The sequence below is a fragment of the Flavobacteriaceae bacterium GSB9 genome, assembly GCA_022749295.1.
Taxonomy (GTDB): Bacteria; Bacteroidota; Bacteroidia; order Flavobacteriales; family Flavobacteriaceae; genus Flavisericum.
On the sequence record CP062007.1, the window covers coordinates 1772061 to 1795669 of the forward strand.

The 23609-nt window shown below is 36.6% G+C and carries 19 protein-coding genes and 2 tRNA genes; 12 read left to right on the forward strand and 9 right to left on the reverse strand.

Annotation, left to right across the window (positions count from 1 at the left end):
* Nucleotides 1–16: 16 nt before the first annotated feature.
* The 5 genes from GSB9_01529 to GSB9_01533 form a co-directional block, all read right to left on the reverse strand.
* Nucleotides 17–1486 (reverse strand): RagB/SusD family nutrient uptake outer membrane protein, encoded by a 1470-nt coding sequence (locus GSB9_01529; protein UKM64971.1) that lies wholly within the window; start codon nt 1484–1486, stop codon nt 17–19.
* Between the two features lie 18 nt (nt 1487–1504).
* Entirely contained in the window at nt 1505–4630 is a 3126-nt protein-coding gene (locus tag GSB9_01530; GenBank protein UKM64972.1) for a TonB-dependent receptor, read from the reverse strand.
* Between the two features lie 246 nt (nt 4631–4876).
* A complete protein-coding gene (locus tag GSB9_01531) occupies nt 4877–6397 on the reverse strand; it encodes a helix-turn-helix transcriptional regulator (protein ID UKM64973.1) in 1521 nt (506 codons plus the stop codon).
* A gap of 204 nt (nt 6398–6601) precedes the next feature.
* Entirely contained in the window at nt 6602–7627 is a 1026-nt protein-coding gene (gene galE, locus GSB9_01532; protein UKM64974.1) for a UDP-glucose 4-epimerase GalE, read from the reverse strand.
* Entirely contained in the window at nt 7620–8774 is a 1155-nt protein-coding gene (locus tag GSB9_01533; GenBank protein UKM64975.2) for a DegT/DnrJ/EryC1/StrS family aminotransferase, read from the reverse strand. Before GSB9_01533 ends, galE begins: the two co-directional genes overlap by 8 nt.
* A gap of 224 nt (nt 8775–8998) precedes the next feature.
* Here GSB9_01533 and GSB9_01534 point away from each other — a divergent pair, with 224 nt between their 5' ends.
* Together GSB9_01534 and GSB9_01535 are read left to right on the forward strand one after the other, a co-directional pair.
* On the forward strand, nt 8999–10240 hold the full coding sequence (locus tag GSB9_01534) for a 3-deoxy-D-manno-octulosonic acid transferase (protein UKM64976.1): 1242 nt from the start codon (nt 8999–9001) through the stop codon (nt 10238–10240).
* 98 nt (nt 10241–10338) lie between these two features.
* Nucleotides 10339–10632 (forward strand): hypothetical protein, encoded by a 294-nt coding sequence (locus GSB9_01535; GenBank protein UKM64977.1) that lies wholly within the window; start codon nt 10339–10341, stop codon nt 10630–10632.
* A 95-nt stretch (nt 10633–10727) separates the two neighbouring features.
* On the opposite strand, the gene GSB9_01536 is transcribed toward GSB9_01535, so the two are convergent.
* The 3 genes from GSB9_01536 to mutS form a co-directional block, all read right to left on the reverse strand.
* A tRNA-Leu gene (locus GSB9_01536) sits at nt 10728–10812 on the reverse strand.
* 30 nt (nt 10813–10842) lie between these two features.
* A tRNA-Gly gene (locus tag GSB9_01537) sits at nt 10843–10914 on the reverse strand.
* A gap of 96 nt (nt 10915–11010) precedes the next feature.
* On the reverse strand, nt 11011–13620 hold the full coding sequence (gene mutS, locus GSB9_01538; GenBank protein UKM64978.2) for a DNA mismatch repair protein MutS: 2610 nt from the start codon (nt 13618–13620) through the stop codon (nt 11011–11013).
* A 224-nt stretch (nt 13621–13844) separates the two neighbouring features.
* Between mutS and GSB9_01539 the strand changes: the two genes are divergently transcribed.
* From GSB9_01539 to GSB9_01545, 7 genes are all read left to right on the forward strand, one after another.
* Nucleotides 13845–14384, forward strand: coding sequence for an RNA methyltransferase (locus tag GSB9_01539; protein UKM64979.2), 540 nt, complete (start codon nt 13845–13847; stop codon nt 14382–14384).
* Nucleotides 14385–15044: a class I SAM-dependent methyltransferase gene (locus GSB9_01540; protein ID UKM64980.1), complete on the forward strand. Its 660-nt coding sequence runs from the start codon at nt 14385–14387 to the stop codon at nt 15042–15044.
* A 99-nt stretch (nt 15045–15143) separates the two neighbouring features.
* Nucleotides 15144–16685 carry a glycoside hydrolase family 28 protein gene (locus GSB9_01541; GenBank protein UKM64981.1) on the forward strand — a complete coding sequence of 514 codons (1542 nt, stop codon included), beginning with the start codon at nt 15144–15146 and terminating at the stop codon, nt 16683–16685.
* A gap of 60 nt (nt 16686–16745) precedes the next feature.
* On the forward strand, nt 16746–16877 hold the full coding sequence (locus tag GSB9_03300) for a DUF3365 domain-containing protein (GenBank protein ID UOR30064.1): 132 nt from the start codon (nt 16746–16748) through the stop codon (nt 16875–16877).
* Nucleotides 16878–17014: 137 nt separating this feature from the next.
* Complete coding sequence (locus GSB9_01542) at nt 17015–18073, forward strand: porin family protein (protein UKM64982.1); 1059 nt, start codon at nt 17015–17017, stop codon at nt 18071–18073.
* 182 nt (nt 18074–18255) lie between these two features.
* Nucleotides 18256–19260: a sugar kinase gene (locus GSB9_01543; GenBank protein UKM64983.1), complete on the forward strand. Its 1005-nt coding sequence runs from the start codon at nt 18256–18258 to the stop codon at nt 19258–19260.
* Between the two features lie 508 nt (nt 19261–19768).
* Nucleotides 19769–20440, forward strand: a complete 672-nt coding sequence (locus GSB9_01545) for a hypothetical protein (GenBank protein UKM64985.1) — start codon at nt 19769–19771, stop codon at nt 20438–20440.
* Nucleotides 20441–20457: 17 nt separating this feature from the next.
* Here the strand turns inward: GSB9_01545 and folK are convergent, their stop codons facing one another.
* Nucleotides 20458–21591, reverse strand: a complete 1134-nt coding sequence (gene folK, locus GSB9_01546; protein UKM64986.1) for a 2-amino-4-hydroxy-6-hydroxymethyldihydropteridine diphosphokinase — start codon at nt 21589–21591, stop codon at nt 20458–20460.
* Between the two features lie 73 nt (nt 21592–21664).
* On the opposite strand from folK, the gene GSB9_01547 reads away from it, so the two are divergent.
* From GSB9_01547 to rpsU, 3 genes are all read left to right on the forward strand, one after another.
* The gene (locus tag GSB9_01547) at nt 21665–22180 is read left to right on the forward strand and encodes a gamma carbonic anhydrase family protein (protein UKM64987.2); all 516 of its coding nucleotides are present in this window, start codon (nt 21665–21667) and stop codon (nt 22178–22180) included.
* Between the two features lie 315 nt (nt 22181–22495).
* Nucleotides 22496–23359: an RNA polymerase sigma factor RpoD/SigA gene (locus GSB9_01548; GenBank protein UKM64988.1), complete on the forward strand. Its 864-nt coding sequence runs from the start codon at nt 22496–22498 to the stop codon at nt 23357–23359.
* 32 nt (nt 23360–23391) lie between these two features.
* Complete coding sequence (rpsU, locus tag GSB9_01549) at nt 23392–23586, forward strand: 30S ribosomal protein S21 (GenBank protein ID UKM64989.1); 195 nt, start codon at nt 23392–23394, stop codon at nt 23584–23586.
* The last annotated feature ends 23 nt before the right edge of the window (nt 23587–23609 follow it).

Genomic DNA, 23609 nt, shown 5'->3' on the forward strand with positions numbered 1-23609 from the left:
TTTTAATTAAAATCTGCTATTGATTAATGCTGTTGTCTATATTGGGATTGGCATCAATTTCAGACTGCGGAATAGTTAAATAGAACAACTCACTATCTGAAGGTACATCAATGGGTACACGGTGCACATCATCTCTAATAATGGGGCGTCGTAAACGTTTAGCATCAAACCACTCTACCCCCAATTCGCCATAAAGTTCTTTACGGCGTTCCAATAAAATTTCGTTGAACAATGTATTTCCAGAACTGGAAGATTTAATAGCATTAGGGTCTCTATCTTTTTGCAATGCAAACAGTAAATCTATAGCAGCAGGTTCATTGCCCAAATGAAATTGCGCTTCAGCGTCAATAAGAACCATTTCTGATTTTCGCATAAACGGTACATCGGCAGAAAAAGTAAATTCAAATTTTGTACTAATAAATTCTCTATATGGTGTTGAAGATTGGTAAATGTTAGCAAACAATTTCCTGACATCAGTATCCGAAAAAGTTTCAACAAAATACTTGTTGATATATGTGGCTTGCTGTGATAGATTAAGGTGGTCCATCATGACATGAGGACACAGCCAATAAAAGTTTGTCTCGTTGGCACCATCCTGAAACATGCCCCACAGCCAATCTTGACCGGAAAGTTCGTCAAATCCTGTACCCCAGTTTGTTGATACCACGGCCGCATTCGCATCACCTCCGTAAGCTGCTTTTGCAGCTGATGAAGCTAAGGCCCAATCGTCTTGTGTAACCAAAAGTACCCTGGCCAAAAATCCGTTGGCCACAGCTTTATTGATGTAACTTTTGCCGAGACGCTCTTCTGGTAAATCGGGAATGGCAGATTTTAAATCGGACAATATCAAATTGTAAACTTCACTTAGCGAACTAGGCGGATTTCCAATGGAAGCACCAGTAGCTGGTTGGGTATATATTGGTATTCTTGCAACACTCTTATCGTTGTTGTAATTGGGAGCAAACTCCAACGCTAACTGGAAATAGTGGAATGCCCTAATAGCCTTTCCTATAGCAACGAATTCCTTTTTGGTCATTTCATCTAAATCCGGACTGTTTTCAACACCATTAATTAAGATATTGGCATAATTGATAAATTCGTAATTAAAGGTCCAAGTAAAACTGGTTCTTCTATAAGTTGGCGCCCTATTTTCGTGGGCATAATCGAAAAGAAACCAGTTTGGCGCCTGTATTAAATCATTACCTTTTATAGTTCTTGCAAAATACATGGCATAAAGCCCTCCTGTATCAGTATCTGACGTATTGCCATTAGGTAGGTCATCATCGGTTAAATCATCATCCCATTGCCCCTTGTATCTGGCATAAATTCCAGACACAAAGGATTGCACAATTTCCCTATTTGAAAACACGACCGACTCTGGAAGCCCTGATGTGTTTTGTGGTTCATCTAAAAATTCTTCGGAACAGCCTGAAAAAGTCAAAGCAGACAAAAGTATCAATATGTTAAAGTATATATGTCGTTTCATTTCTTTCAATTTTTAATATTAAAACTCTAAAAGGATACCAGATGTAATGGTTCTTGATAATGGCGATCTATTGTTAGCTACACCATTAAATGCCTGTTCTGAATCAATGCCCTTGTGCGATTGCCATGTAAAAAAATTATCGGCCTGAAGAAACAGCCTAAACTTACTCAGCCCAATGTGTTCTATAGTGGTTTGTGGCAAATTATAGCCGAGGGTTAAACTTTTTAACCTGACATAATCGTTTTTATATAAAAAGCGTGTAGATCTTGAGGCATGATCGTTATTGCTAGCCAATAACAACGGAAAGTTTGTTATATCACCGGGATTTTTCCAAGCATTGAAGTTATCGGGATGCGCACTTCCTCCAGGATTTTCAAAAGGATTTATAAGTCGTGAATAATCACTATCCAACAAATAGGCACCGAAACTAAAATTGAAAAGTACATTTAAATCGAACTGTTTATATTTTATAAACGACGTAAAACCCCCTTCAATATCTGGTAGCGAGGATTTTCCTTGGTCGTAACGCATAGCATCATCATAGTTTTTAGTTACCACTTTGTCTACTACATTGCCTTCATCGTCTTCTACATCCATAAACCACATTCCTCTGCCATCAGCAGGATCTACGCCTGCCCATTCACGAATAAAAAAATCAAAAATGGAACCGCCAACAATGTAGCGTTTTGAACCACTTAAAATTTCGTCTTGCGGCAATTTAGTCCATTGATTTTTATTTAATGAAAAATTGATTCCTGTGGTCCATGTAAAATCATCTCGGCTAATATTAAGAGAGCGCAAGGAAACCTCCCACCCGTAATTTTTAATCGATCCAATATTGGTAACAATTTTATTAACGCCAAGTGAGCGCGGTAAAGGTTTATCCAAAATTAAATCGACAGATTCTTTGTTATAATATTCAACTGTACCAGAAATTAAGCCATTTAACAATTCAAAATCGGCTCCTACATTAAATGATTCCACTTTTTCCCATCTCAGGTTGGCATCCGAAACCCCCTCGAGCAGAATACCCGAATTACCTTCGTTTACAAATCCGGTTTGAAATACCGATTGGTAAGGAAAAAGACTTGTGGTTCTATTATTACCCAACTCACCGTAAGAAACACGAAGTTTTAAATAAGAAAGTGTATTGCTATCGCTTAAAAAATTTTCTTTTGTAGCCACCCAACTGGCGCCACCAGCTAAGAAATTACCCCAGCGCGTCCCTTTATTAAAACGGGCAGAGCCATCGCGCCTAAAAGAAAACTCGGCGTAATATTTTTGGTTGAAATTATAATTGGCACGTCCTAAATAACTGTTGATACGTGAAGTGATAACATTGCCTCCCACGCCTTCGGGTAAAGTGCTGCTGTCAAGGTTTTCTACACCAGGTAGAAACCCAGTACCCTGAGCCAGCACATCGTCTTGTGTGTTGGTATATGCTTCGGTTAAAGCATCAATTGACACATTATGTTTACCAAAATTTTTGCTGTAATTTAATGATTGAACCGCATTAAGGGTAGTCGTTAAATTGCGTTCTTGAGACACCCTACCCTGCACATTTGATGCCGAACCAATTTTGTCGTCATCAAAACTATATGAATCGAAAAGATAATTTTCAAAACTTAAACGCGATTTAAAAGTTAGGTTTTTAGTAATGTTTAATTCGGCAAAAGCATTGGCCAGATAATTGCTTCGCACCCGCCGTTCTCTCCCTAAAATTAAACTTGCCAATAAATTTTCTCCGCTGTAAACAGGACGCGAACTATTTACGGCCTGCCCTGTTACCAAACCATTTCCTAAGTCAAATATCCTATCGCCTGCACCATCTAAAATTAGATTTCCGTTTGCATCTCTAGCATAAATAGGATAAATGCTCGACAAACCATATATCCAGGAAATAGCCTGTGTAGTACTACCACTAGTTTGATCGGGATTGTTTGATGATGAACGTGAAAAACTTGAATTGAGGCCAACTTTTAACCAATGGTTTACTTGGGTTTCTAAATTTAATCTTGAAGATATCCTTTCAAAATCTGATGGTCTTACCGGGCCTTCTTCATTTAAATAATCCAACGACATGAAATATCTGGTTTTTTCGCTTCCACCAGACAAACTTAAGTTATGGTTCACCCTCAAGTAATCTTCTTTAATGACTTCGTCTTCCCAGATAGAATTCCATAATAAATTTGCTCCGGCTACCAAATTGCCATTAACATCAATAGGGTTTGATACACTGTACGGATTGTAACCTAAATAATCAATTAAGCCGTTAGTTGCATTTTGTGCGGCATCGTTTGCTGACAAACCATTTTCATATTGGCTTGTATTTTTTAATGCCTGCCAAGTAAGCTTCAAATAATCTTCTGGACCAGTTAGATCATGTATACCTGTTGTTGGGTTTGAAATTCCTATTTGTGACCTCAAGGTTATTTTGGGAGCAGAATTGATATGCCCTTTTTTTGTCGTGATAAGGATAACACCTCCTGATGCCCTTGAGCCATACAATGCTGATGACGAGGCATCTTTTAACACAGAGACCGATTCAATTTGATCTTGGCTAATAGTATTCAGATTACCATTAAATGGTGCGCCATCAACCACAATTAGTGGCCCACGTGCCAAACTCTCGCTTGAAATCCCCCGAATTCTTATAGTTGGATTGCTACCTGGTTGTCCACCCGCCGTTAACAAACTAACACCAGGTACCGCGCCCTGTATAGCACGCAATGGCGAAGTTACTTGTTGTGTTTCAATAGTTGAACTAGACACAACGCCCACGGAGCCTACTATAGACTCTCGAGTTTGTGCGCCATAGGCCACAACTACAACTTCTTCTAAGGCCATCGTATCTTCATGTAAAGTGACATTAATTTGATTGGAACTACCAACCATAACCTCATATGTTATATACCCCACATAACTATAAACAAGTACATCGTTTGGGCTTACAGTTAATTTGTAGTTACCATCAAAATCGGTTGATGTGCCAACGGTTGTTTTTTTAATTATTACTGTAGCTCCGGGAAGCGGCAAGTTATTTTTATCGACAACATGTCCTGAAATAGTTTTTTGCTGTGCGAAAGATTTTATTGCACACAACAGCGCAAAAACTATTACTAAGTAGTAGTTCTTTAAATTCATAAAAATATGTTTTGAGTTAGTCCATGCAACTTGAAGAAAGGAAGGTGGTAAAGATTTTTTTCAAGTGACTAATTCAAAAAAATTATACGTGACAAAAATGAAATCAAAGTTTAGAGAAATCATAATTGTATTTAGTAAAGCTCTTTTTAAACCACCATTCCTTTTTCAGTTTGCTTGAAGTAAAAAAAGAGATTTTAACAACTATTTGCGGTAAACCCTATAATAGTTTACCCTTCCGAATATAGTTTACCTGATATTTACCTTTACGGTTTGCTTTTTTTTGGAATTGATGAACTCTGATGGTGTAAGTTCCATTTCCTTTTTAAAAGCTTTATTGAAGGTGACCTTGTTATTATAGCCAACTTCGTAAGCCACATCAATAATATTTAGGTTTCCATTTACATCTAGAATAAATAAATTAACAGCTTCCTGAATTCTGAATTTATTGATAAGCTCGAAAAAATTCATATTGAAGTTTTCATTTATAATTTGTGAAGTATTATGGCGCGTCGTGTTTAGCTTGTCGGCCAGTATTTCGAGGCTAATATTGTTTTCCTTATACACTTTTTCTTCAACCATAAGCTTAATTAAGTTTTCGCTTAACTCTTTTGAAAGCCCATCTGTAAGTCCAGACTTTTGATATTTTTCAGGAAAGAGTTTGCCTTTAAGCAGGGCAATTTCATTATCAAAAATACTGGGTTGCACATAGGCCATGTAAGCAATATATATTATCATTACAGACATTACACCAATTTGAACATGGTAGATAAAACTAGAAACAGACCCCAAGGCCCCAAAAACCGAAATACCATAAAGTAAATACGATAATACATAGACTATATGTATTTTATAAACATAGCGTTTCCAACGGTTTTTTTGCAGAACTTTTGTGTCGGAAGTATCCTTATCGGTATTTGATTTGAGCAATTTTCCCGTGAAATAAACATAAGCCAAAAGCGAAACGATTTTTGTAACAAAAACAACAATATCGTAGGTTTTATAAGTAGCATGAATGCCCAGCATCATTCTCACTTTTTCGGAGGACGTTGCCATGTAAACCGGCGACAGAAATAGCAACAATAGTATTGTTGGCAAAAAATGGAGGATATATTTAGTCTTAAATTGAAACTTTTCGGTAACACTTTTAAAATAAAAATACAACAATGGGCCATACAAAAGTGCAGCAGCAGCCGACATGCGATAGGTAAAAGCAAATTGATATTGAATATTAGTCATGTACAGCACAAACTCCAAAACAAATAAGGAGTGTGCCCCAACAAAACCAGCGATAAAAAATTTCGCAAAAGTATTGGCCTTTTTTGTAAAGTTTATGGTTATCATAAAGAAAAAACCAATAAGTGCCACGTAAAAATATATAAACGCCAAGACATCTACATTAGTAATATACTTATCTTTTAGCTTCTTGTAAGATACCGTTCCAGAAATATTTTCATAAACACCATTGTTTAATATTGAAAAATCTAAAGTGTTATCAATATATTTTTTAGTGTAGCTATAGGCATCCTCAGGTTGTTCTAACTCGGCATTGAGCAAAGCCAAATCTTTAAAAATGTTAAGTGAATCTTTACTGCCTTCTATTAGCGCTTCTTCATATAAAACCAACAAATCGAGCTTGGTCATGTCATGACTCATATTTTTTTCGTGTATCAAGCTATCGATTTGATACAATGATGGTGTGGCCGAAAAGCCATTAAAAATGACCACCAGACTGAAGACCACAAACAATATTTTTGGTCTAGAAAACATGAGTTAACAATTAAATACTAGTTTAAATATATAGCATGACACAACTTATGTTGAAAATTATTAATTAAGTCGTTTTTTACTCTTAAAAGTTTCTTAAAAAGGTAATAGCCGATAATCTTTTACCTTGTTTAACGCAATAATGGGGTACAAAAAAAGCCATTCTAAAAATTAGAATGGCTTTGAACATTTAAAAAAATTAATGTTTCATTCTTTACCCCTAACTGCTTTTTCCCACTTCCATGCCGAACGCATGGCGTCATCAAGGGTTAATTTGGTTTTCCAGCCTAGTTCTTCGTTGGCCTTTTTGGTATCGGCATAAGCTGAAATGATATCACCTTCGCGTCTGCCAACAATTTTATAGTTAAGCTTTTCACCAGAAACTTTTTCGAAAGATTTAACCACTTCGAGCACAGAACTTCCTTTTCCCGTACCTAGGTTAAAGGTTTCGTAATTGGCTTTGTTTTTATTTTCTAATAAACGCTGCAAAGCCACAACATGTGCTTTTGCCAAATCGACCACATGAATGTAATCGCGAATGCATGTTCCGTCTGGCGTTGGGTAATCATCTCCAAAAACCGAGAGCTGCTCACGAATACCAATGGCGGTTTGCGTAATAAAGGGTACCAGGTTTTGTGGAACACCAATGGGCAATTCTCCTATTTCAGCAGATTCGTGAGCTCCAACTGGATTAAAATAACGCAGCGCAATAGCTTTTAAGTTTGGGGTTACCTTGCAGGTGTCTCTAATAATTTCCTCTCCTATTTGCTTGGTGTTTCCGTATGGCGATTCAGCTTGTTTTACCGGGGCATTTTCGGTAATTGGCAATTCATCTGCTTGCCCATAAACCGTACACGAAGAACTAAAAATAAAACTGGCTTCCGGAAGTTTTTTTAATTCCTTTAATATATAAACCAATGTACCAATATTGTTCTCATAATACAAAAGTGGTTCTTGAACACTCTCACCAACAGCTTTACTTGCAGCAAAATGGATAACACCTTTTACATCGTTATGTTTTGCAAAAAAAGCTTCTACTTTAGACTTGTCTTTTAAATCTAATTTTTCAAAAACAGGTTTTTTACCCGTAATTGCAGTTATACCTTCCAATACATTTTCAGAAGAATTAGATAAATCGTCAATAATAACAACGTTGTAACCTTCGTTTTGCAATTCTACAACGGTATGCGACCCTATAAAACCAAGTCCGCCAGTAACTAATATTTTATCCATTTATAAACTGTGTTATGGTTGAAGTAATGTATTCAATTTGCTCGTCATCCAACTCGGTATGCATAGGCAATGAAATAACTTCTTTCACCAACTGATTTGTTACCGAAAAATCAGATTCATTATATCTTTCGTCTGTATAAGCTTTTTGTCTGTGAAGCGGTATAGGGTAATACACGCCACAAGGAATCTCATTTTCATTTAAATGCTTCACCAAATCATCCCTGTCTATTCCTTGAATTCTTAAAGTATATTGATGAAACACATGGCAATCGCAAGTTTCACAAATACCGTCACAGCCATTTACTGTTTTAGGTGTAATTATATTTTCAAAAGTTTTGAAAGCTTCACTATACTTTTTGGCCGCTTCTCGTCTACATGCATTATAACGATCTAAATTGGGTAGTTTGGCACTCAACACAGCAGCTTGAATACTATCCAACCTTGAGTTTACACCAACCACATCGTGATGATAACGCTCGTACATACCATGGTTTACAATACCTCTAATGGTATGCGCCAAATCGTCGTTGTTGGTGAAAATAGCACCACCATCGCCATAGCATCCTAGATTTTTTGAAGGAAAAAAAGAAGTTGCCCCTACATCTCCAATGGTTCCAGCTTTTACTTTTTTGCCGTTTTTATAAGTGTAGTTTGCCCCAATAGCTTGCGCATTATCTTCTATAACATACAAATTATGTGCTTCGGCAATTTCCATAATCGCTTCCATATTGGCACACTGCCCAAATAAATGCACAGGAACAATCGCTTTGGTTTTTGGCGTTATAGCCTTTTTTATGGCTTCGATGTTGATATTGAAATCGTCTTCGTTAACATCTACCAAAACAGGTGTTAATTGCAATAGTGCAATAACCTCAACCGTCGCAGCAAAAGTAAAATCGGCCGTTATCACCTCATCCCCAGGCTTTAGCCCAAGTCCCATCATCGCTATTTGGAGCGCATCAGTTCCGTTGGCACAAGGAATAACGTGCTTGACATCGAGATAATGCTCTAATTCCTTTTGAAAATCGTGAACCTTAGGCCCATTTATAAATGCGGTAGTTTCAAAAACCTCTTGTATAGAAGGATCAACAACATCTTTTATGCCGTTATACTGACCTTTAAGGTCAACCATTTGAATTTTTTTCATCAAAAAAAATGTTAGTACTTTCAGTAAAAACCCGAAAGCTTTTTTAAAGTAAATCCTAGCGGATTAACAGAATTCAAAACTACAAAAATCATTAACGCTATACAATCAAACAAACTCGAATATTTAATTGAAAAACAGTATTAATGAAAGTGATAGCTGTTTTTTAAATTTTATAAAACCCATTTTCTCAAAGAAACGTATTTTAGCCACAAATAACGATTGTTTTGACTTTTATATACAATATTGGCATCAACATTGCTGGCTTTGTTTTACGTTGCGTAGCTCCGCTCAACGAAAAAATAAAACAGGGCGTTGAAGGTAGAAAAACTGCTTTTAAAACTTTAAACAAGTTTTTGAACCAAAACGATAAAACACTATGGTTTCATTGCGCTTCGTTAGGAGAATACGAGCAAGGACTTCCTGTTTTTAAAATCTTAAGGGAACATTATTCTAATCACAAAATTGTTCTAACCTTTTTTTCACCTTCAGGTTACGAAGTAAGAAAAAATTCTCCAATAGCTGATATAGTAACATATTTACCTATCGACACTAAAACTAATGCAAAACACTTCATAAACCTGCTACGGCCAGAGCTCACCATATTTGTAAAATATGATATTTGGCCCAATTATTTAAATGAAATAAAACAGCATGACCTTAGGGCTATTTTAATTTCGGCAGCATTCAGAAAAAATCAAGTTTACTTTAAGACTTGGGGCAAACCGCTTAGGAATGCCCTTTTCGCATTCGAACATATTTTTACCCAAAATAAGGCTTCAAAGCAACTTTTGGAATCTATAAACTACAATAAGGTAACAGTTAGCGGCGACACCAGGTTTGATAGAGTTTCCAGTCAATTAGAATTAAACAATCACTTACCTTTTGTTGAAAATTTTAAAAACAACCACCTATGTGTGGTTATTGGCAGCTCTTGGCCAGAAGATGAAGCCCTACTTACAGAATACATTAATAAAGAAGCACCTTCTCATGTTAAATTCATTTTAGCTCCCCACGACATTAAACCCTCACACATTAAAACTATTGAAGAACGTTTAACCGTTACTAAAGTATTGTTTACCAAAAAAGAAGGTGTTCAACTCTCAAATAAAAATGTTTTTATTATTGACACCATTGGTATTTTAACCAAAATTTATAATTACGCCGATATTGCCTACGTTGGTGGGGCTATGGGCAAGACCGGATTGCATAACACCTTAGAACCTGCTGTTTTTGGCGTGCCTGTTATTATTGGCCGCAACTACGACAAATTCCCCGAGGCCAAAGACCTCATTGCCAATGGCGGCACGTTTTCAGTATCCAACCAAAAAGAACTCAACCAGATTCTAAATGAATTAATAAAAAATAAAAAAAAACGCCACCAGACGGGACTTGCAAATCTAAAGTTTATAGAAAAAAACAAAGGTGCCGTAATCCAAATCCTAGACTATCTTCGTATATCTAAATGAGGTCAAAATAATATTTGTTAAAATTTTAACAGTTTTAATAAAAAAAGTCACTAAATTAATGACCGACTTTAATAATTAACACTAAAATGAAAAATCAAATGAAAAAATTATTCTTAAGTACCATTTTAATGGCAACATTAACCTTAAGTTTTACATCTTGTAGAGACACCAAAAAAGCCGATTCTGTAGAAGAAGCTATCGAAAACACTGGTGATGCTATGGAAGAAGCTGCAGACGATGCTGCTGATGCCACTGAAGGTGCCCTTGAAGAAGCAGGAAAAGCTATGGATGATGCCGTTGACGCAACCGACGAAGCTATTGAAGAAACTGGCGATGCCATAAAAGAGGCTGGTGATGCAGTTCAAAACAAAGCTAAAGAACTACAAGAATAACATTAGTTTTTTTTTAAAAAAAGAGATTAAAGCCACCTAAACAGGTGGTTTTTTTAATAAAAAAAGCCTTTACAAGAAATCTTGTAAAGGCTTTGTACTGAAGGCGGGACTTGAACCCGCACGGCCATAATGGCCATTGGATTTTAAGTCCAACGTGTCTACCAATTCCACCACTTCAGCATCTTGGTATTTTTTCAAGATAATTTTCAGAGCGAAAGACGGGATTTGAACCCGCGACCCTCACCTTGGCAAGGTGATGCTCTACCCCTGAGCTACTTTCGCAGTGTGTTGTTGAACGTGCAATATCGTATTGCGGATGCAAATTTAAAATATTTCTAGTAATTCCAAAGCCTTTTGTAAAAATAAATGAAATTATTTTCAGGCTTGCTTTTTCTTTACCAACATGCGTTTAATCTCATTCAATTTCATAAGCGCCTCAACTGGTGTAAGTGTATCGATATCAGTGTGTAAAATTTCATCCTTTATATTTTCGAGTAAAGGATCGTCTAAATTGAAAAAACTAAGCTGCATGTCATCTTGAATAGATTTCACCTTATCGGTAAGCTCTTCACTGGAATGCGATTGCTCTAATTTCTTCAAAATCTTGTTAGCTCGATGCAAAACTTGTTGTGGCATTCCTGCCATTTTAGCTACATGAATACCAAAACTATGCTCACTGCCACCTTCAACCAATTTTCTCAAAAAGAGCACGTTGTCTTTCAGTTCTTTTACCGAAACATTGAAATTTTTAATACGTTCGAAAGTTTCGGTCATTTCATTAAGCTCGTGGTAATGGGTAGCAAAAAGTGTTTTCGGCTTCGCTGGGTGCTCGTGCAAATATTCGCTAATGGCCCATGCTATGGAAATACCGTCATAAGTACTGGTGCCACGACCAATTTCATCTAAAAGCACTAAACTTCTATCTGAAATATTGTTGAGAATGGAAGCCGTTTCGTTCATTTCCACCATAAAAGTCGATTCGCCCATAGAAATATTATCGCTAGCTCCTACTCTAGTAAAAATTTTATCCACCAATCCTATTTTGGCTTCCTTGGCGGGCACAAAACTTCCTATTTGAGCCAATAGCACAATTAAGGCTGTTTGACGTAAAATAGCCGATTTACCAGACATATTTGGCCCTGTAATCATAATGATTTGTTGTGATGTACGATCTAGAACCACATCGTTGGCAATATAAGCCTCTCCCAAAGGCAACTGTTTTTCAATAACGGGATGACGCCCCTCCTTTATATCCAAATCGTGCGACTGATCGATGGTTGGATACACGTATTGACTATCTTTAGCTAATTTTGCAAAACCACACAAACAATCAATCTGCCCAATTAAATAGGCATTTTGCTGTACGGCTTTAATATATTGGTTCATCCAACTTACCAATTCGGCAAACAATTGTTGCTCAATAGCCAAAATTCGTTCTTCGGCTCCTAAAATTTTTGCTTCATATTCTTTTAGCTCTTCGGTGATATAACGCTCAGCACTTACTAAAGTTTGCTTTCTAATCCAATCGTCAGGCACTTTATCTTTGTGCGTATTACGTACTTCTATGTAATACCCAAAAACATTATTAGATGCTATTTTTAGTGAGGTTATTCCTGTACGCTCGCTTTCGCGTTCCAGCATATTATCCAAATAATCCTTTCCTGATTTTGAAAGGTTTCTGAGTTCGTCTAATTCTGAAGAAAATCCAGTAGCAATTGTATTACCCTTTAAAACGTTAACCGGTGCATCTTCATTCAAGATTTGCTTTATTTTTTCACGGAGCACATCACAACTTTGCAGTGTATCGCCAATAATTTTAAGCGATTCGTTATCACAATGTGTTGCCAAAGCTTTAATGGGTACAATGGCTTCCAAGGAATTTTTAAGCTGAATAACCTCCCGTGGATTCACTTTTCCTGTGGCTGTTTTTGAAATTAACCGCTCCAAATCGCCAATATGCTTAATGTGGCTTTGTATTTTTTGAAGCACGCTATTTTCCTTGGTTAAAAAACTAACCACCTCATGCCGCTGCTTAATTTTATCTAAACTTTTTAAAGGTAAAGCCAACCAGCGTTTTAACATGCGCCCTCCCATGGGCGAAATGGTTTTGTCGATAATATTCAACAACGTTACCGCATTATTGTTGGTCGAATTGTAAAGTTCCAGATTTCGGATGGTAAACTTATCCATCCACACATACTCATTTTCTGCGATTCGGGCAATTGAAGTAATATGCTCCAATTTATGGTGCTGTGTTTCGCCCAAATAATGTAAAATGGAACCCGATGCAATAATGCCTTCGTATAAATCTTCTATCCCAAAACCTTTAAGCGTTTTAGTATCGAAATGTTTAATCAACGTTTCGTAGGCATAATCTGTATGATAGACCCAGTCTTCCAAGTAGAAGGTATGGAAATCTTCACCAAAAGTATCTTTAAAGAGTGTACGTTTTTGTTTGGACACCAAAACTTCACTCGGGTTGAAGTTTTGCAATAATTTATCAATATACTCAGCATTACCTTGCGAGGTTAAAAACTCGCCAGTTGAAATATCCAAAAACGAAATACCAATTTGCTTTTTATCAAAATACACCGAGCACAAAAAGTTATTCGATTTAGACACCAGCACCTCATCATTTAGTGCCACACCAGGCGTCACTAGTTCGGTTACACCGCGTTTTACAATTTTTTTGGTTTGTTTAGGGTCTTCCAGCTGATCGCAAATGGCCACACGCTCGCCTGCCTTTACCAGTTTTGGCAAATAGGTGTTTAACGAATGGTGTGGAAATCCGGCCAATTCGGTTTTTTCACCACCATTATTCCTATTGGTTAACACAATACCCAAAATACCGGCCGCCCTAACAGCATCGTCGCCAAAAGTCTCGTAAAAATCGCCCACACGAAACAACAACAAGGCATCAGGGTACTTTGCTTTTATAGTATTGTACTGCTTCATTAACGGGGTTTCTTTTTTTGCCTTTTTAGCCAATGGTGAAGTGGTTTTTTAATGTTATTTTTGAAAAAATTGTAGCATGCAATGTACTATTAATTTCATGTTTCTTGAAATTGGAAACAATCAAGTTATCTACAATTATTTTAAGATTTCAACAATGTAACTCATTGCGAACACTATAAAGCAATCTTTCTATCCAGAGCTAAAAAGAACAGGTTGCTTCGTCTTTTGTCTTTGCAATAATGGAGAACTTAGTAATTATGCGAAAACTGAAAAACAGCGAATTAGACCGATTGAGTATCGACGACTTTAAAAATGCAAAAAAAACACCCATTATTATTGTGTTGGATAACATTAGAAGCCTTAACAACATTGGGTCGGTTTTTAGAACAAGTGACGCATTTTTAATTGAAAAAATTTACCTATGCGGCATTACCGCGAAACCGCCCCACAAAGACATACACAAAACAGCACTTGGCAGCACCGAAACCGTTGATTGGGAATATACCGAAGAAACTTTAAAGGCTATAGAAAAATTAAAAGCAGAAGGTGTAAAAATTTGTTCCATCGAACAAGCCGAAAATGCCACCATGCTTAGCGATTTTAAAGTTGTAGGCAACACCAAATATGCTTTGGTTTTTGGTAACGAAGTAAAAGGCGTTGCACAAAATGTAGTGTCTGCAAGTGACCAGGTTATAGAAATACCTCAATTTGGCAGCAAACACTCGTTGAATATCTCGGTGAGCTGCGGTGTTGTGGTTTGGGATGTTTTTAGTAAACTTTCTGAAATTAAACAGTAAGTGACAAAAAGAACAAAAACACCTTGGCCAACCAAAGCAGTAATGGAGCAGATTTACGACAAACACCTTTGGGGCGGCACCGATTTCGACTTTTATTCTGGCGCAGGCTCACATGAGTCTAATATTGTTAATCCGTATTTAAACTCCGTAATTTCCTTTTTAAAATCTTTTGAGTTCCCTTTGACTGTTTGCGATTTGGGCTGCGGCGATTTTAATATCGGGCAACACCTAACGCCATATTCCCAAAAATATATAGCCGTCGATATTGTAGAAAAACTGATTGAACATAATAAAAAACGTTTTCACGCTAATAACTTAGAGTTCTATTGTCTCGATATTTCAAAAGACGATATTCCGCAAGCTGATTGTATCATTTTAAGACAAGTACTTCAACATTTGTCCAACTCTGAAATTCAAAATATCTTAAAAAAATTGACTTCATTTAAATACATCATTTTAACAGAGCACATTCCTTTAGGTCATTTTACGCCCAATGTCGACATTATTTCCGGGCAAGGCAATCGTACAAAACACCATAGTGGTGTTAATATTTTAGAACCACCTTTTAATTTTAATGTTAAAGAAGAAGAGTGCCTCGACCAACACCATTTAGAAAACAACAAAGGCAAAATAGTTACCACATTGTACAGTGTTTTTTAAACACTAAGCCCCTATTATAAGAAAAAACAACGAACAAAACTTGGATCGTTGTTAAAATAAATCCTATACTTTTACGTATCATAAACCGACACTAGAACTATGAGACTTTCCATTGCATTGATTATCTTAACAATAACTTTTAGCTGCAAACAAGCTCCTCCCATTGGCGCCGATTACTCTCAATTAAGCGACATACCCACTAAAGAAGAGGTTGGCCACTTGGTTATGCCCGATACAATTGCCCCTGTTTCGGTGCCGTTTAACATGCCTAATTTCAAAAAGCCAACATTTCCTGATACCAACATAAATTTAGAAGACAGACTTCCGGAAAATAAAAGCACACTAATAACCAATTTGGTACAAAATGCCATAGATAGCCTTACAGAAACTGGTGGCGGAACAGTCATTATCCCTAAAGGCGAATGGTACACAGGACGTATTTCGCTAAAAAGCAACGTGAATTTACATATCGAAGAAGGTGCAACCCTGCGTTTTAGCACCGATATAAAAGATTACCTACCCGTTGTTTTTACCCGTGTTGAAAGTTTGGAAGTCATGGCGTTGGGTTCTTGTATTTATGCTAACGGACAAGAAAATATAGCCATTACCGGAAAAGGAAAATTGATTGGTCCGTTTGACGGCGAAATCAAAGAACGCTCGTACACCCAACCCATTGAAAGTTTAGTCGATTTATCGAAACCTGCCGAAGAACGTATTCACGATGGTTCTAAAGAAGATTGGATTTTCCCTCCTAAATTTATTTCACCCATAAATTGCAAAAATGTTTACATCGAAGGGGTTTCATTAGAAAACACAGCCTTTTGGAACATTGTACCTACGTACTGCGACAATGTTATTATTCGCGGCGTCTATGTAAATTCGTATGGTATTCCGCGTGGCGATGGTATTGATGTAGAATCTTCAAAAAATGTGCTTATCGAATACTGCACGCTAAATACGGGAGACGATTGTTTTACCATGAAATCGGGTCGTGGAGAAGACGGATTGAAAGTTAACAAACCCACCGAAAATGTGGTAGTTAGAAACTGTTTGGCCCAAAAAGGCCACGGCGGTATTACCTGCGGAAGCGAAACAGCAGGAACCATCAAAAATCTTTACGTTCACGATTGCGTGTTTGAAGGCACCGTAGTTGGTATTCGTTTTAAAACCCGAAGACCTCGAGGTGGTGGTGGCGAACATTTGTATTATGACAGAATACGAATGAACCTAGAGGCCACCTGTATAAAATGGGACATGCTGGGCACCCCGGCCTATGTTGGCGAACTGGCCGAACGTTTGCCCGCGCGCGAGATAAATGCATTAACGCCGTTTTACCGCGACATCTCCATTAGTAATATTATTATTGAAAATGGCACCCACTTTTTAAAAATTTACGGCATTCCCGAATCCCCTCTTACCAATTTAACCATAGATAATGTTGATGCCAACTGCAGCAACCTGGCCATTATTCACGATGCTAAAAACGTAACGGTTAAAAACAGTAGCATCAAAACACCCGATTCGGTCATTGATGTTCTGGGCAGTAACAATATCCGTTTTGAAAAGGTAAATTTCAATATAAATGGCGCTAAATTGGAAAAACCAAGCGATATTTTGTTTCAAGATTGTAAAATCGAATAATATTACCCATTCGTTGCGAACAGTACGTCCTTGCAGTGCCACGGCTCTAAGAACGACATTATGCCTAGAGTAGCTGAAAAAATTTTAAAACTTTACCCAAATGATTTGGCTATGGGCTATACCGAAAACCAAATAAGAGCTATTTGGAGTATTGCTTTCAATACGGCAAAAAACAGATTAACACTTTTTTAGCCATTAGCAACTATAACTTAACCTTATTTTATAGCGAAGAATCAATTTTCTTAAGTCGTTAGTTTATTTTCTTACAGTTTATAATCAATCTAAAGGGTTTATTTTCTACTTTGGTTTTAAATAAATCCAACGCAACTATGTTAAAAAAATTATTCTACCTATCTATTTGCCTACTCACCTACTTTGCACACGCCCAACTAAGTGACTCATATGAAAAAGGATTTGTTGTAAAAACCAACAACGACACCCTTCACGGCTACATTAAAACAGATGACCTCAAAGGATTGTCTACCCATGTTTGCTTTACAATAAACCAGCAAAAGGAAGAATGCACTATTTACAGTACTTCTGATGTAAAATCATTTAGAACAGAAACAGGGAAGATATTCGATCTATTGAAAGTTAAAATAAACAACAACCAAATAGAAATTTCTGTTTTTGCCAACTTGATTCTAGAAGGTAAAACAGCATTATACAAAAGCGTTTATAAATCTTCTAACTTTTACATCATTTCTAAAACCAATGAAAATTTTGCTTTACAGGAAGACAAGCTGCAAACAGGGGATTCAAAAATCACTAGATATAATTACTATGGCATATTAAATTTAGTTACAGAAAATATGCTAACGGAAACAAATACTAAAGTTTCATTCAAAGAAAGTGATTTTATTGAAACCGTAACCAAATTCAATACACTAAAAGGTTATGAAAGTAGAGACGTTCGATATAAAGAAAAAACAATTAAATACTTTATCGCTATGGCTGGCGTAGGAACCGGAAAATACGAACAAGAATTCTATTACCAAGCCATGTACAGAATATACAACCCCAAAATAAGCCGTAGCATCTCGGTAAATTTAGGGGTTAATTATTTTAACTACGAATACTCCAAAGAGGGGTTTAGCATTGAACAATCGTTGATTTCCGTGCCTTTACAATTTCAACAAAATTTATTAAGCAAGAATATTCGCCCTTATTTGTTTGTTGGGCCAAACTTTAGTTACCTAAATAGAGATAGCAGCGACAATAGGCTTAATTTGGATAAAGGATTTCAAAAAAACTTTGGAGTAGATTTCTTATACGGTATAGGCTTAGAAATAGATCTTTATAAAGGCTTAATGCTAAAAAGTGAATACAGACATGAAACTTTCTCGCACCCCATTCTTTTTGGTATAGGCTATAATTTTTCGAAATGATTAACTTTTACTTCAAAATTTGGCCCCTTAAACTAATCAAAAAATATAAAGGATTTAGTTATCAGTTTCGCCATGCCTATATTCCATTTTAGAGTTTTAAATCCTTTTTATTAAATTTATGCTTACCAGGGTATGCTACTCGCAAATCATTTTACACAAAAACACTAAAACTAAACTTAAATATGGCAAAAAAACTAATCACATTTGGAGAAGTTATGATGCGTTTATCCCCACCGGGATACTCAAAATTTGCACAAGCCAATTCTTTAGAACTGGTTTACGGTGGCGGCGAGGCCAATGTAGCCATTTCGTGCGCTTATCTTGGCATGAAAGCAGCACATGCAACCCGATTCCCAGATAATGCTCTCGGAAAAGCAGCCACACAATTTTTACGCAAACACTGGCTTAGCACAGAGCATGTTATTTATGGTGACAAAATGATGGGTAAATATTTTCTTGAAAAAGGTGCAGTGCACCGGCCTAGTGAAGTTATTTACGAAAGAGCAGGCTCCGCGTTTTCTTTAATAGAACCTTCAATGATAAACTGGGAAGACGTGCTAAAAGATGCCGATTGGTTTCATTGGACAGGTATTACCCCTGCCATTTCTGAAGGAGCAGCGATGAGCTGTTTAGAAGCCATAAAAACCGCCAATAAAATGGGCATTACAGTATCTGGCGATATTAATTCTAGAGATAACATGTGGAACTACGGAAAATCCATGCAAGATGTTATGCCAAACCTAGTTAAAAATTGCGATATTGTAATTACAAGTAGCCGTGGAATTCGAGAGATGTTTGGGCTATGCACCTCAGATGACAAATTTCAAACTTGCGCTGAAAGATTAATGGATACCTTTCCTAGAATTCAAAAAGTAGCAAAAAAAACAAGAAGATCTATCAGTGCATCACACCAACAAATACAAGGAAAAATATGGAATGGCAAAGAGTATATTAAGGCTGAATTATTAAACATAACCCATGTAATCGACCGTGTAGGCACCGGAGACGCCTTTGCTTCTGGCCTTATTTATGGGTTGTTACATTATGATGATGATTTACAGGCCTTGAACTTTGCTACAGCGGCCTGCGCACTAAAACATACTGTTCCTGGAGATGTAAATTTAGTTTCACTAGAAAACGTAATTGACTTGATGGAAGGTGATACTTCGGGCGCAATAAAAAGGTAATGTATGTATGTTCTAAAGTGCAATACTTTTTTTTGAAAAGTCTTTAAATACTGCTCTAAGCGAAATATGCCGTAGCATTTCACAACAATTTACCCTCACAAATTTCACATAAAAAACCCACAAATAATCAGCTTGTGGGTTTTATAAAGTTTTTCAAAAACATCGCTAATCATAACATTTATTAGTGTAATTGTAATCCGCAACATGTTTTTCTTTGATTAACAAAAACAAAACCATTAAATTTGGCTCTTTCTTAAAAACTTCTGCATCAATCATACAACCAAGGAAAGATTTGAAATGAACCCGAGCATTGAATTAATTCGACTCCTTGCCGTTATAATGATTACATTCACACACACAAGAAATAGTTTGGGTGCAGGCGTCGCATATTTTATTATTGAGCAACTTCCTACGTATGGCACCGCCATTCTTTCTATAATATCGGGCTATCTTTACTACACCGTTTCAAAAAAGAAAGATCACTTATTTCAAAAAAAAAATTAAGAGTTTGGCTATTCCGTTCTTGATAGCCAATGTTGCCGTTCTGGCCTTAGTTTTGATTTTTAATTATGTATTTGGACATAATGCACTTAACCGCCTATCAATGGGTTTTTCATTAATCTCAGAAGGCATCTTTGCTTTAAATAGTCCACCCATAAACCCTCCCACTTACTTTATTAGGGATATTTTTATGATTTTTTGCATCATTGCCCTGTTCACCCAAAAAGAATTTAAAACGTTATTTGTATTGATACCTGTTTTAGCTTTCGGCACACTTATTTTAAGAATGGATGTCGCATTTCTTTTTTTAGTTGGTTGTACTTATGCAAAATTTAAACCTAAACTAAGCAAAAGGTTTTTACTGATAGGCACTATAGCCTGCACACTTCTCGTTTGGGTTTGGTTTTTTAAATATTTGAAATTCCCTTCGGCTTTATTGTTTTTTCTTTTATTGATTGACCTCAAATTTAAGTTTTATAATACAGGAAGATTTTCGTATTTATTACATCTATACCATTCACCAATAATGGTAATAAGCTACCCGATTATAAACCTACTTGTCGATGACCCCATCCTTAATATTGTCACGCAAATTGCACTGGCCATTGTTGTGGTTTTCCTTCTGTTTTTAATTACTAAGAAATACGAACCATTAAAAATATTAAGTGGTGGAAGATAACCAAAACAAGGTCACAATTATTGCGCTCCACAAATCTCGCCCAAAACCCACAGATAATCGGCTCTCGATTCGACAAAATCTTTTTCAGAAACGTCAATGATTTTCACGTTAAAGTCGGTCTGCGATTTTAAGAACTCCAAATAGCCCGAGTTTATTTTTTCCAGATACTCGTTGGCAATATTTTGTTCGTATTCGCGTCCGCGCTTCTTTATATTTTCCTGTAACCTTTCGGTATTTTGATAGAGATATACGTATAGATCTGGCGTTTTTAAATCTTTGTACATCAAATTGAATAACTTCCGGTACAGCATAAATTCATCTTCCTGTAAAGTAATTTTCGAAAAAATTAGCGATTTAAACACATCATAATCACTCACAATAAAATCCTTGAACAAGTCAAGTTGGGCCAAATCGTCGCTTATTTGCTGATAGCGATCAGCCAGAAAAGACATTTCCAGAGCAAAAGCATAACGGTTGGCATCTTCGTAAAATTTAGGTAAGAATGGGTTATCTGCAAAGCGCTCTAGGATAAGCTTGGCATTAAAATCGTTTGCTATTTTGTTAGCCAAACTGGTTTTCCCCGCACCAATATTACCTTCAATAGCGATGTAATTATAGTTTGAAAAGCTGAAAGTTTTACTTGGGTTTTTAAGCCATATATTTATAGGAACTAATTCCGATTGGTCTTCGCATTCTTCCAATAAAACAGCTACTATTTTCTGCGAAATTGGATGCTTCACTTTTTCGGCAATATCGTTAAGCGGCATCAGCACAAAACGTCTTTTTTCCATTTCGGGGTGTGGTACCTGAAGGCTTTCGGTATTAACTATAAAATCTTCGGCAAAAATAATATCCAAATCTATGGAACGCGCTTCGTAGCCAACTCCTTCAGCTCGAATTCTTCCCATCTGGGTTTCAATACCCAACAACTTTCCAAGAGTTTCTTGAGGACCAAACCGACTGTACAATTCCAAACAACAGTTTAAAAAATCATCACTATCAAAACCCAACGCAGGCGATTTGTAAACCCTTGAAATTTTAGAAACATGACCAATTTCTGTGTAAATAGTATCAATGGCTTTTTGCAAGTTTGCAAACTTATCTCCCTTGTTACTGCCCAAGGCAATATAAAATTTGTTAGGTGCATTCATTATGAAGCAAAATAATGAAAAGTAAATGGTTTACTTTATATTTACAGAACGTAATTTATTCACAAAACAAGCTATGCCAATAATAAAATCAGTAAACGGAGCCACACCGCAAATACCTAAAAATTGTTTTATTGCCGAAAACGCCACTATTGTAGGCTATGTTTCCATGGGAGACCAATGCAGCGTGTGGTTTAATGCCGTGGTTCGGGGCGATGTTAATTTTATAAAGATAGGCAACAAAGTAAACATTCAAGACGGTGCGGTAATACACTGCACGTATCAAAAATACGGCACCACCATTGGCAACAATGTATCTATTGGCCACAATGCTTTGGTTCATGGTTGTACAATAAAAGACAACGTTTTGGTGGGCATGGGCAGTATAATCATGGATGGTTGTGTGGTAGAAAGCAACAGCATCATTGCAGCAGGAGCCGTAGTACCGCAAAACACCATCGTTAAAGCCGGCAGTATTTATGCAGGTGTGCCCGCAAAAAAAATAAAAGACATAAGCGAAGAACTCATTTCGGGCGAAATAGACCGTATCGCCAACAACTACATTACATACTCTAGCTGGTTTAAAGAATAATTCAGACTATCCGCAATACTTTATGTCGTTGCGAAGGAGGCACGACTGACGCAATCTGTTTGCTTACGAACTCTATTTAATAGATTACTTCGTTGTCCCGATAATTATCGGAACTTCTCTTAATGACAGTTTATGCTCAAAAATGGAAACCATTATTTTCCAGTTTTTTTCAATTATAGTCCAAAAACCTTAAAATATAGTTAATTTTTATTAAAAAATAGCCTTTTTGAAAATAAAATCGTCAATTTATTAGGATTTTTGGTTAAATCGTTTATGTTATACTATATATAACTATAATAAACATACACGCAGTACATGAGGCAATTAAAAATAACAAAACAAGTTACCAATCGCGAATCGAAATCCTTAGACAAATACCTTCAAGACATAAGCAAAATACCATTAATTACCGCCGAGGAGGAGGTAGAATTAGCACAACGCATTAAAAAAGGAGACCAAAAAGCATTGGACAAGCTTACAACCGCTAATTTACGTTTTGTTGTTTCCGTCTCAAAACAATACCAAAACCAAGGTTTAAAATTGCCCGATTTAATCAACGAAGGCAATGCTGGACTGGTAAAAGCAGCCAAACGCTTCGACGAAACCCGTGGTTTTAAATTTATTTCCTATGCTGTTTGGTGGATTCGTCAAGCAATTCTTCAAGCTTTAGCCGAACAATCTCGAATAGTTAGATTACCTTTGAACAAAATTGGATCTATAAATAAAATCAACAAGGCTTATTCGCATTTAGAACAAACACACGAAAGAGCGCCAAGCGCCCATGAAATTGCCAACAATTTAGACCTTACGGAAAGTAATGTTAAGCAATCGATGAAAATTTCGGGCCGTCATGTATCTATGGATGCACCATTAAAGGATGGCGAAGATTTCAGTTTGTACGATGTGGTAAAAACGGAAGAGATGCCGAGCCCCGATTCAGATTTAATTCAAGATTCTTTGAATGTTGAGGTTAACCGTGCTTTAGATACCTTATCTGAAAAAGAAGCTGAAGTTATTAGACACTATTACGGGATAAGCAAAAAACACCCTATGAGCCTACAGGAAATAGGCGATGCCTTTGGATTGACCAGAGAGCGCGTAAGGCAAATAAAAGAAAAAGGGATTCGCAGATTGCGACACACCTCTAAAAGCAAAGTATTAAAAACGTATTTAGGATAAACCTAAGTCATTAAATAAACTAAAATCGATATATGTTAAAAATTATTGTAAAAGATGGCGAAAACATAGAGCGTGCCTTAAAACGCTACAAACGTAAACACCGCAATATTAAAGTGATGCAAAACCTAAGGGAAAATCAGTTTTTCACTAAACCTTCGGTTAAAAGACGTCGCGAAATCCAGAAAGCGGCTTATATTCAAAGCTTAAGGGACCAAGAAGAAATATAACACCAAAATGCCTTGTCTTTTAC

Excerpts from the sequence above, each read along its gene's own strand:
- GSB9_01529 (UKM64971.1), bottom strand. The coding sequence starts at position 1,486 with ATGAAACGACATATATACTTTAACATATTGATACTTTTGTCTGCTTTG.
- GSB9_01530 (UKM64972.1), bottom strand. The coding sequence starts at position 4,630 with ATGAATTTAAAGAACTACTACTTAGTAATAGTTTTTGCGCTGTTGTGT.
- GSB9_01531 (UKM64973.1), bottom strand. The coding sequence starts at position 6,397 with ATGTTTTCTAGACCAAAAATATTGTTTGTGGTCTTCAGTCTGGTGGTC.
- galE (UKM64974.1), bottom strand. The coding sequence starts at position 7,627 with ATGGATAAAATATTAGTTACTGGCGGACTTGGTTTTATAGGGTCGCAT.
- GSB9_01533 (UKM64975.2), bottom strand. The coding sequence starts at position 8,774 with ATGAAAAAAATTCAAATGGTTGACCTTAAAGGTCAGTATAACGGCATA.
- GSB9_01535 (UKM64977.1), top strand. The coding sequence starts at position 10,339 with ATGAAAAAATTATTCTTAAGTACCATTTTAATGGCAACATTAACCTTA.
- GSB9_01539 (UKM64979.2), top strand. The coding sequence starts at position 13,845 with ATGCGAAAACTGAAAAACAGCGAATTAGACCGATTGAGTATCGACGAC.
- GSB9_01541 (UKM64981.1), top strand. The coding sequence starts at position 15,144 with ATGAGACTTTCCATTGCATTGATTATCTTAACAATAACTTTTAGCTGC.
- GSB9_03300 (UOR30064.1), top strand. The coding sequence starts at position 16,746 with ATGCCTAGAGTAGCTGAAAAAATTTTAAAACTTTACCCAAATGATTTG.
- GSB9_01542 (UKM64982.1), top strand. The coding sequence starts at position 17,015 with ATGTTAAAAAAATTATTCTACCTATCTATTTGCCTACTCACCTACTTT.
- GSB9_01543 (UKM64983.1), top strand. The coding sequence starts at position 18,256 with ATGGCAAAAAAACTAATCACATTTGGAGAAGTTATGATGCGTTTATCC.
- folK (UKM64986.1), bottom strand. The coding sequence starts at position 21,591 with ATGAATGCACCTAACAAATTTTATATTGCCTTGGGCAGTAACAAGGGA.
- GSB9_01547 (UKM64987.2), top strand. The coding sequence starts at position 21,665 with ATGCCAATAATAAAATCAGTAAACGGAGCCACACCGCAAATACCTAAA.
- GSB9_01548 (UKM64988.1), top strand. The coding sequence starts at position 22,496 with ATGAGGCAATTAAAAATAACAAAACAAGTTACCAATCGCGAATCGAAA.
- rpsU (UKM64989.1), top strand. The coding sequence starts at position 23,392 with ATGTTAAAAATTATTGTAAAAGATGGCGAAAACATAGAGCGTGCCTTA.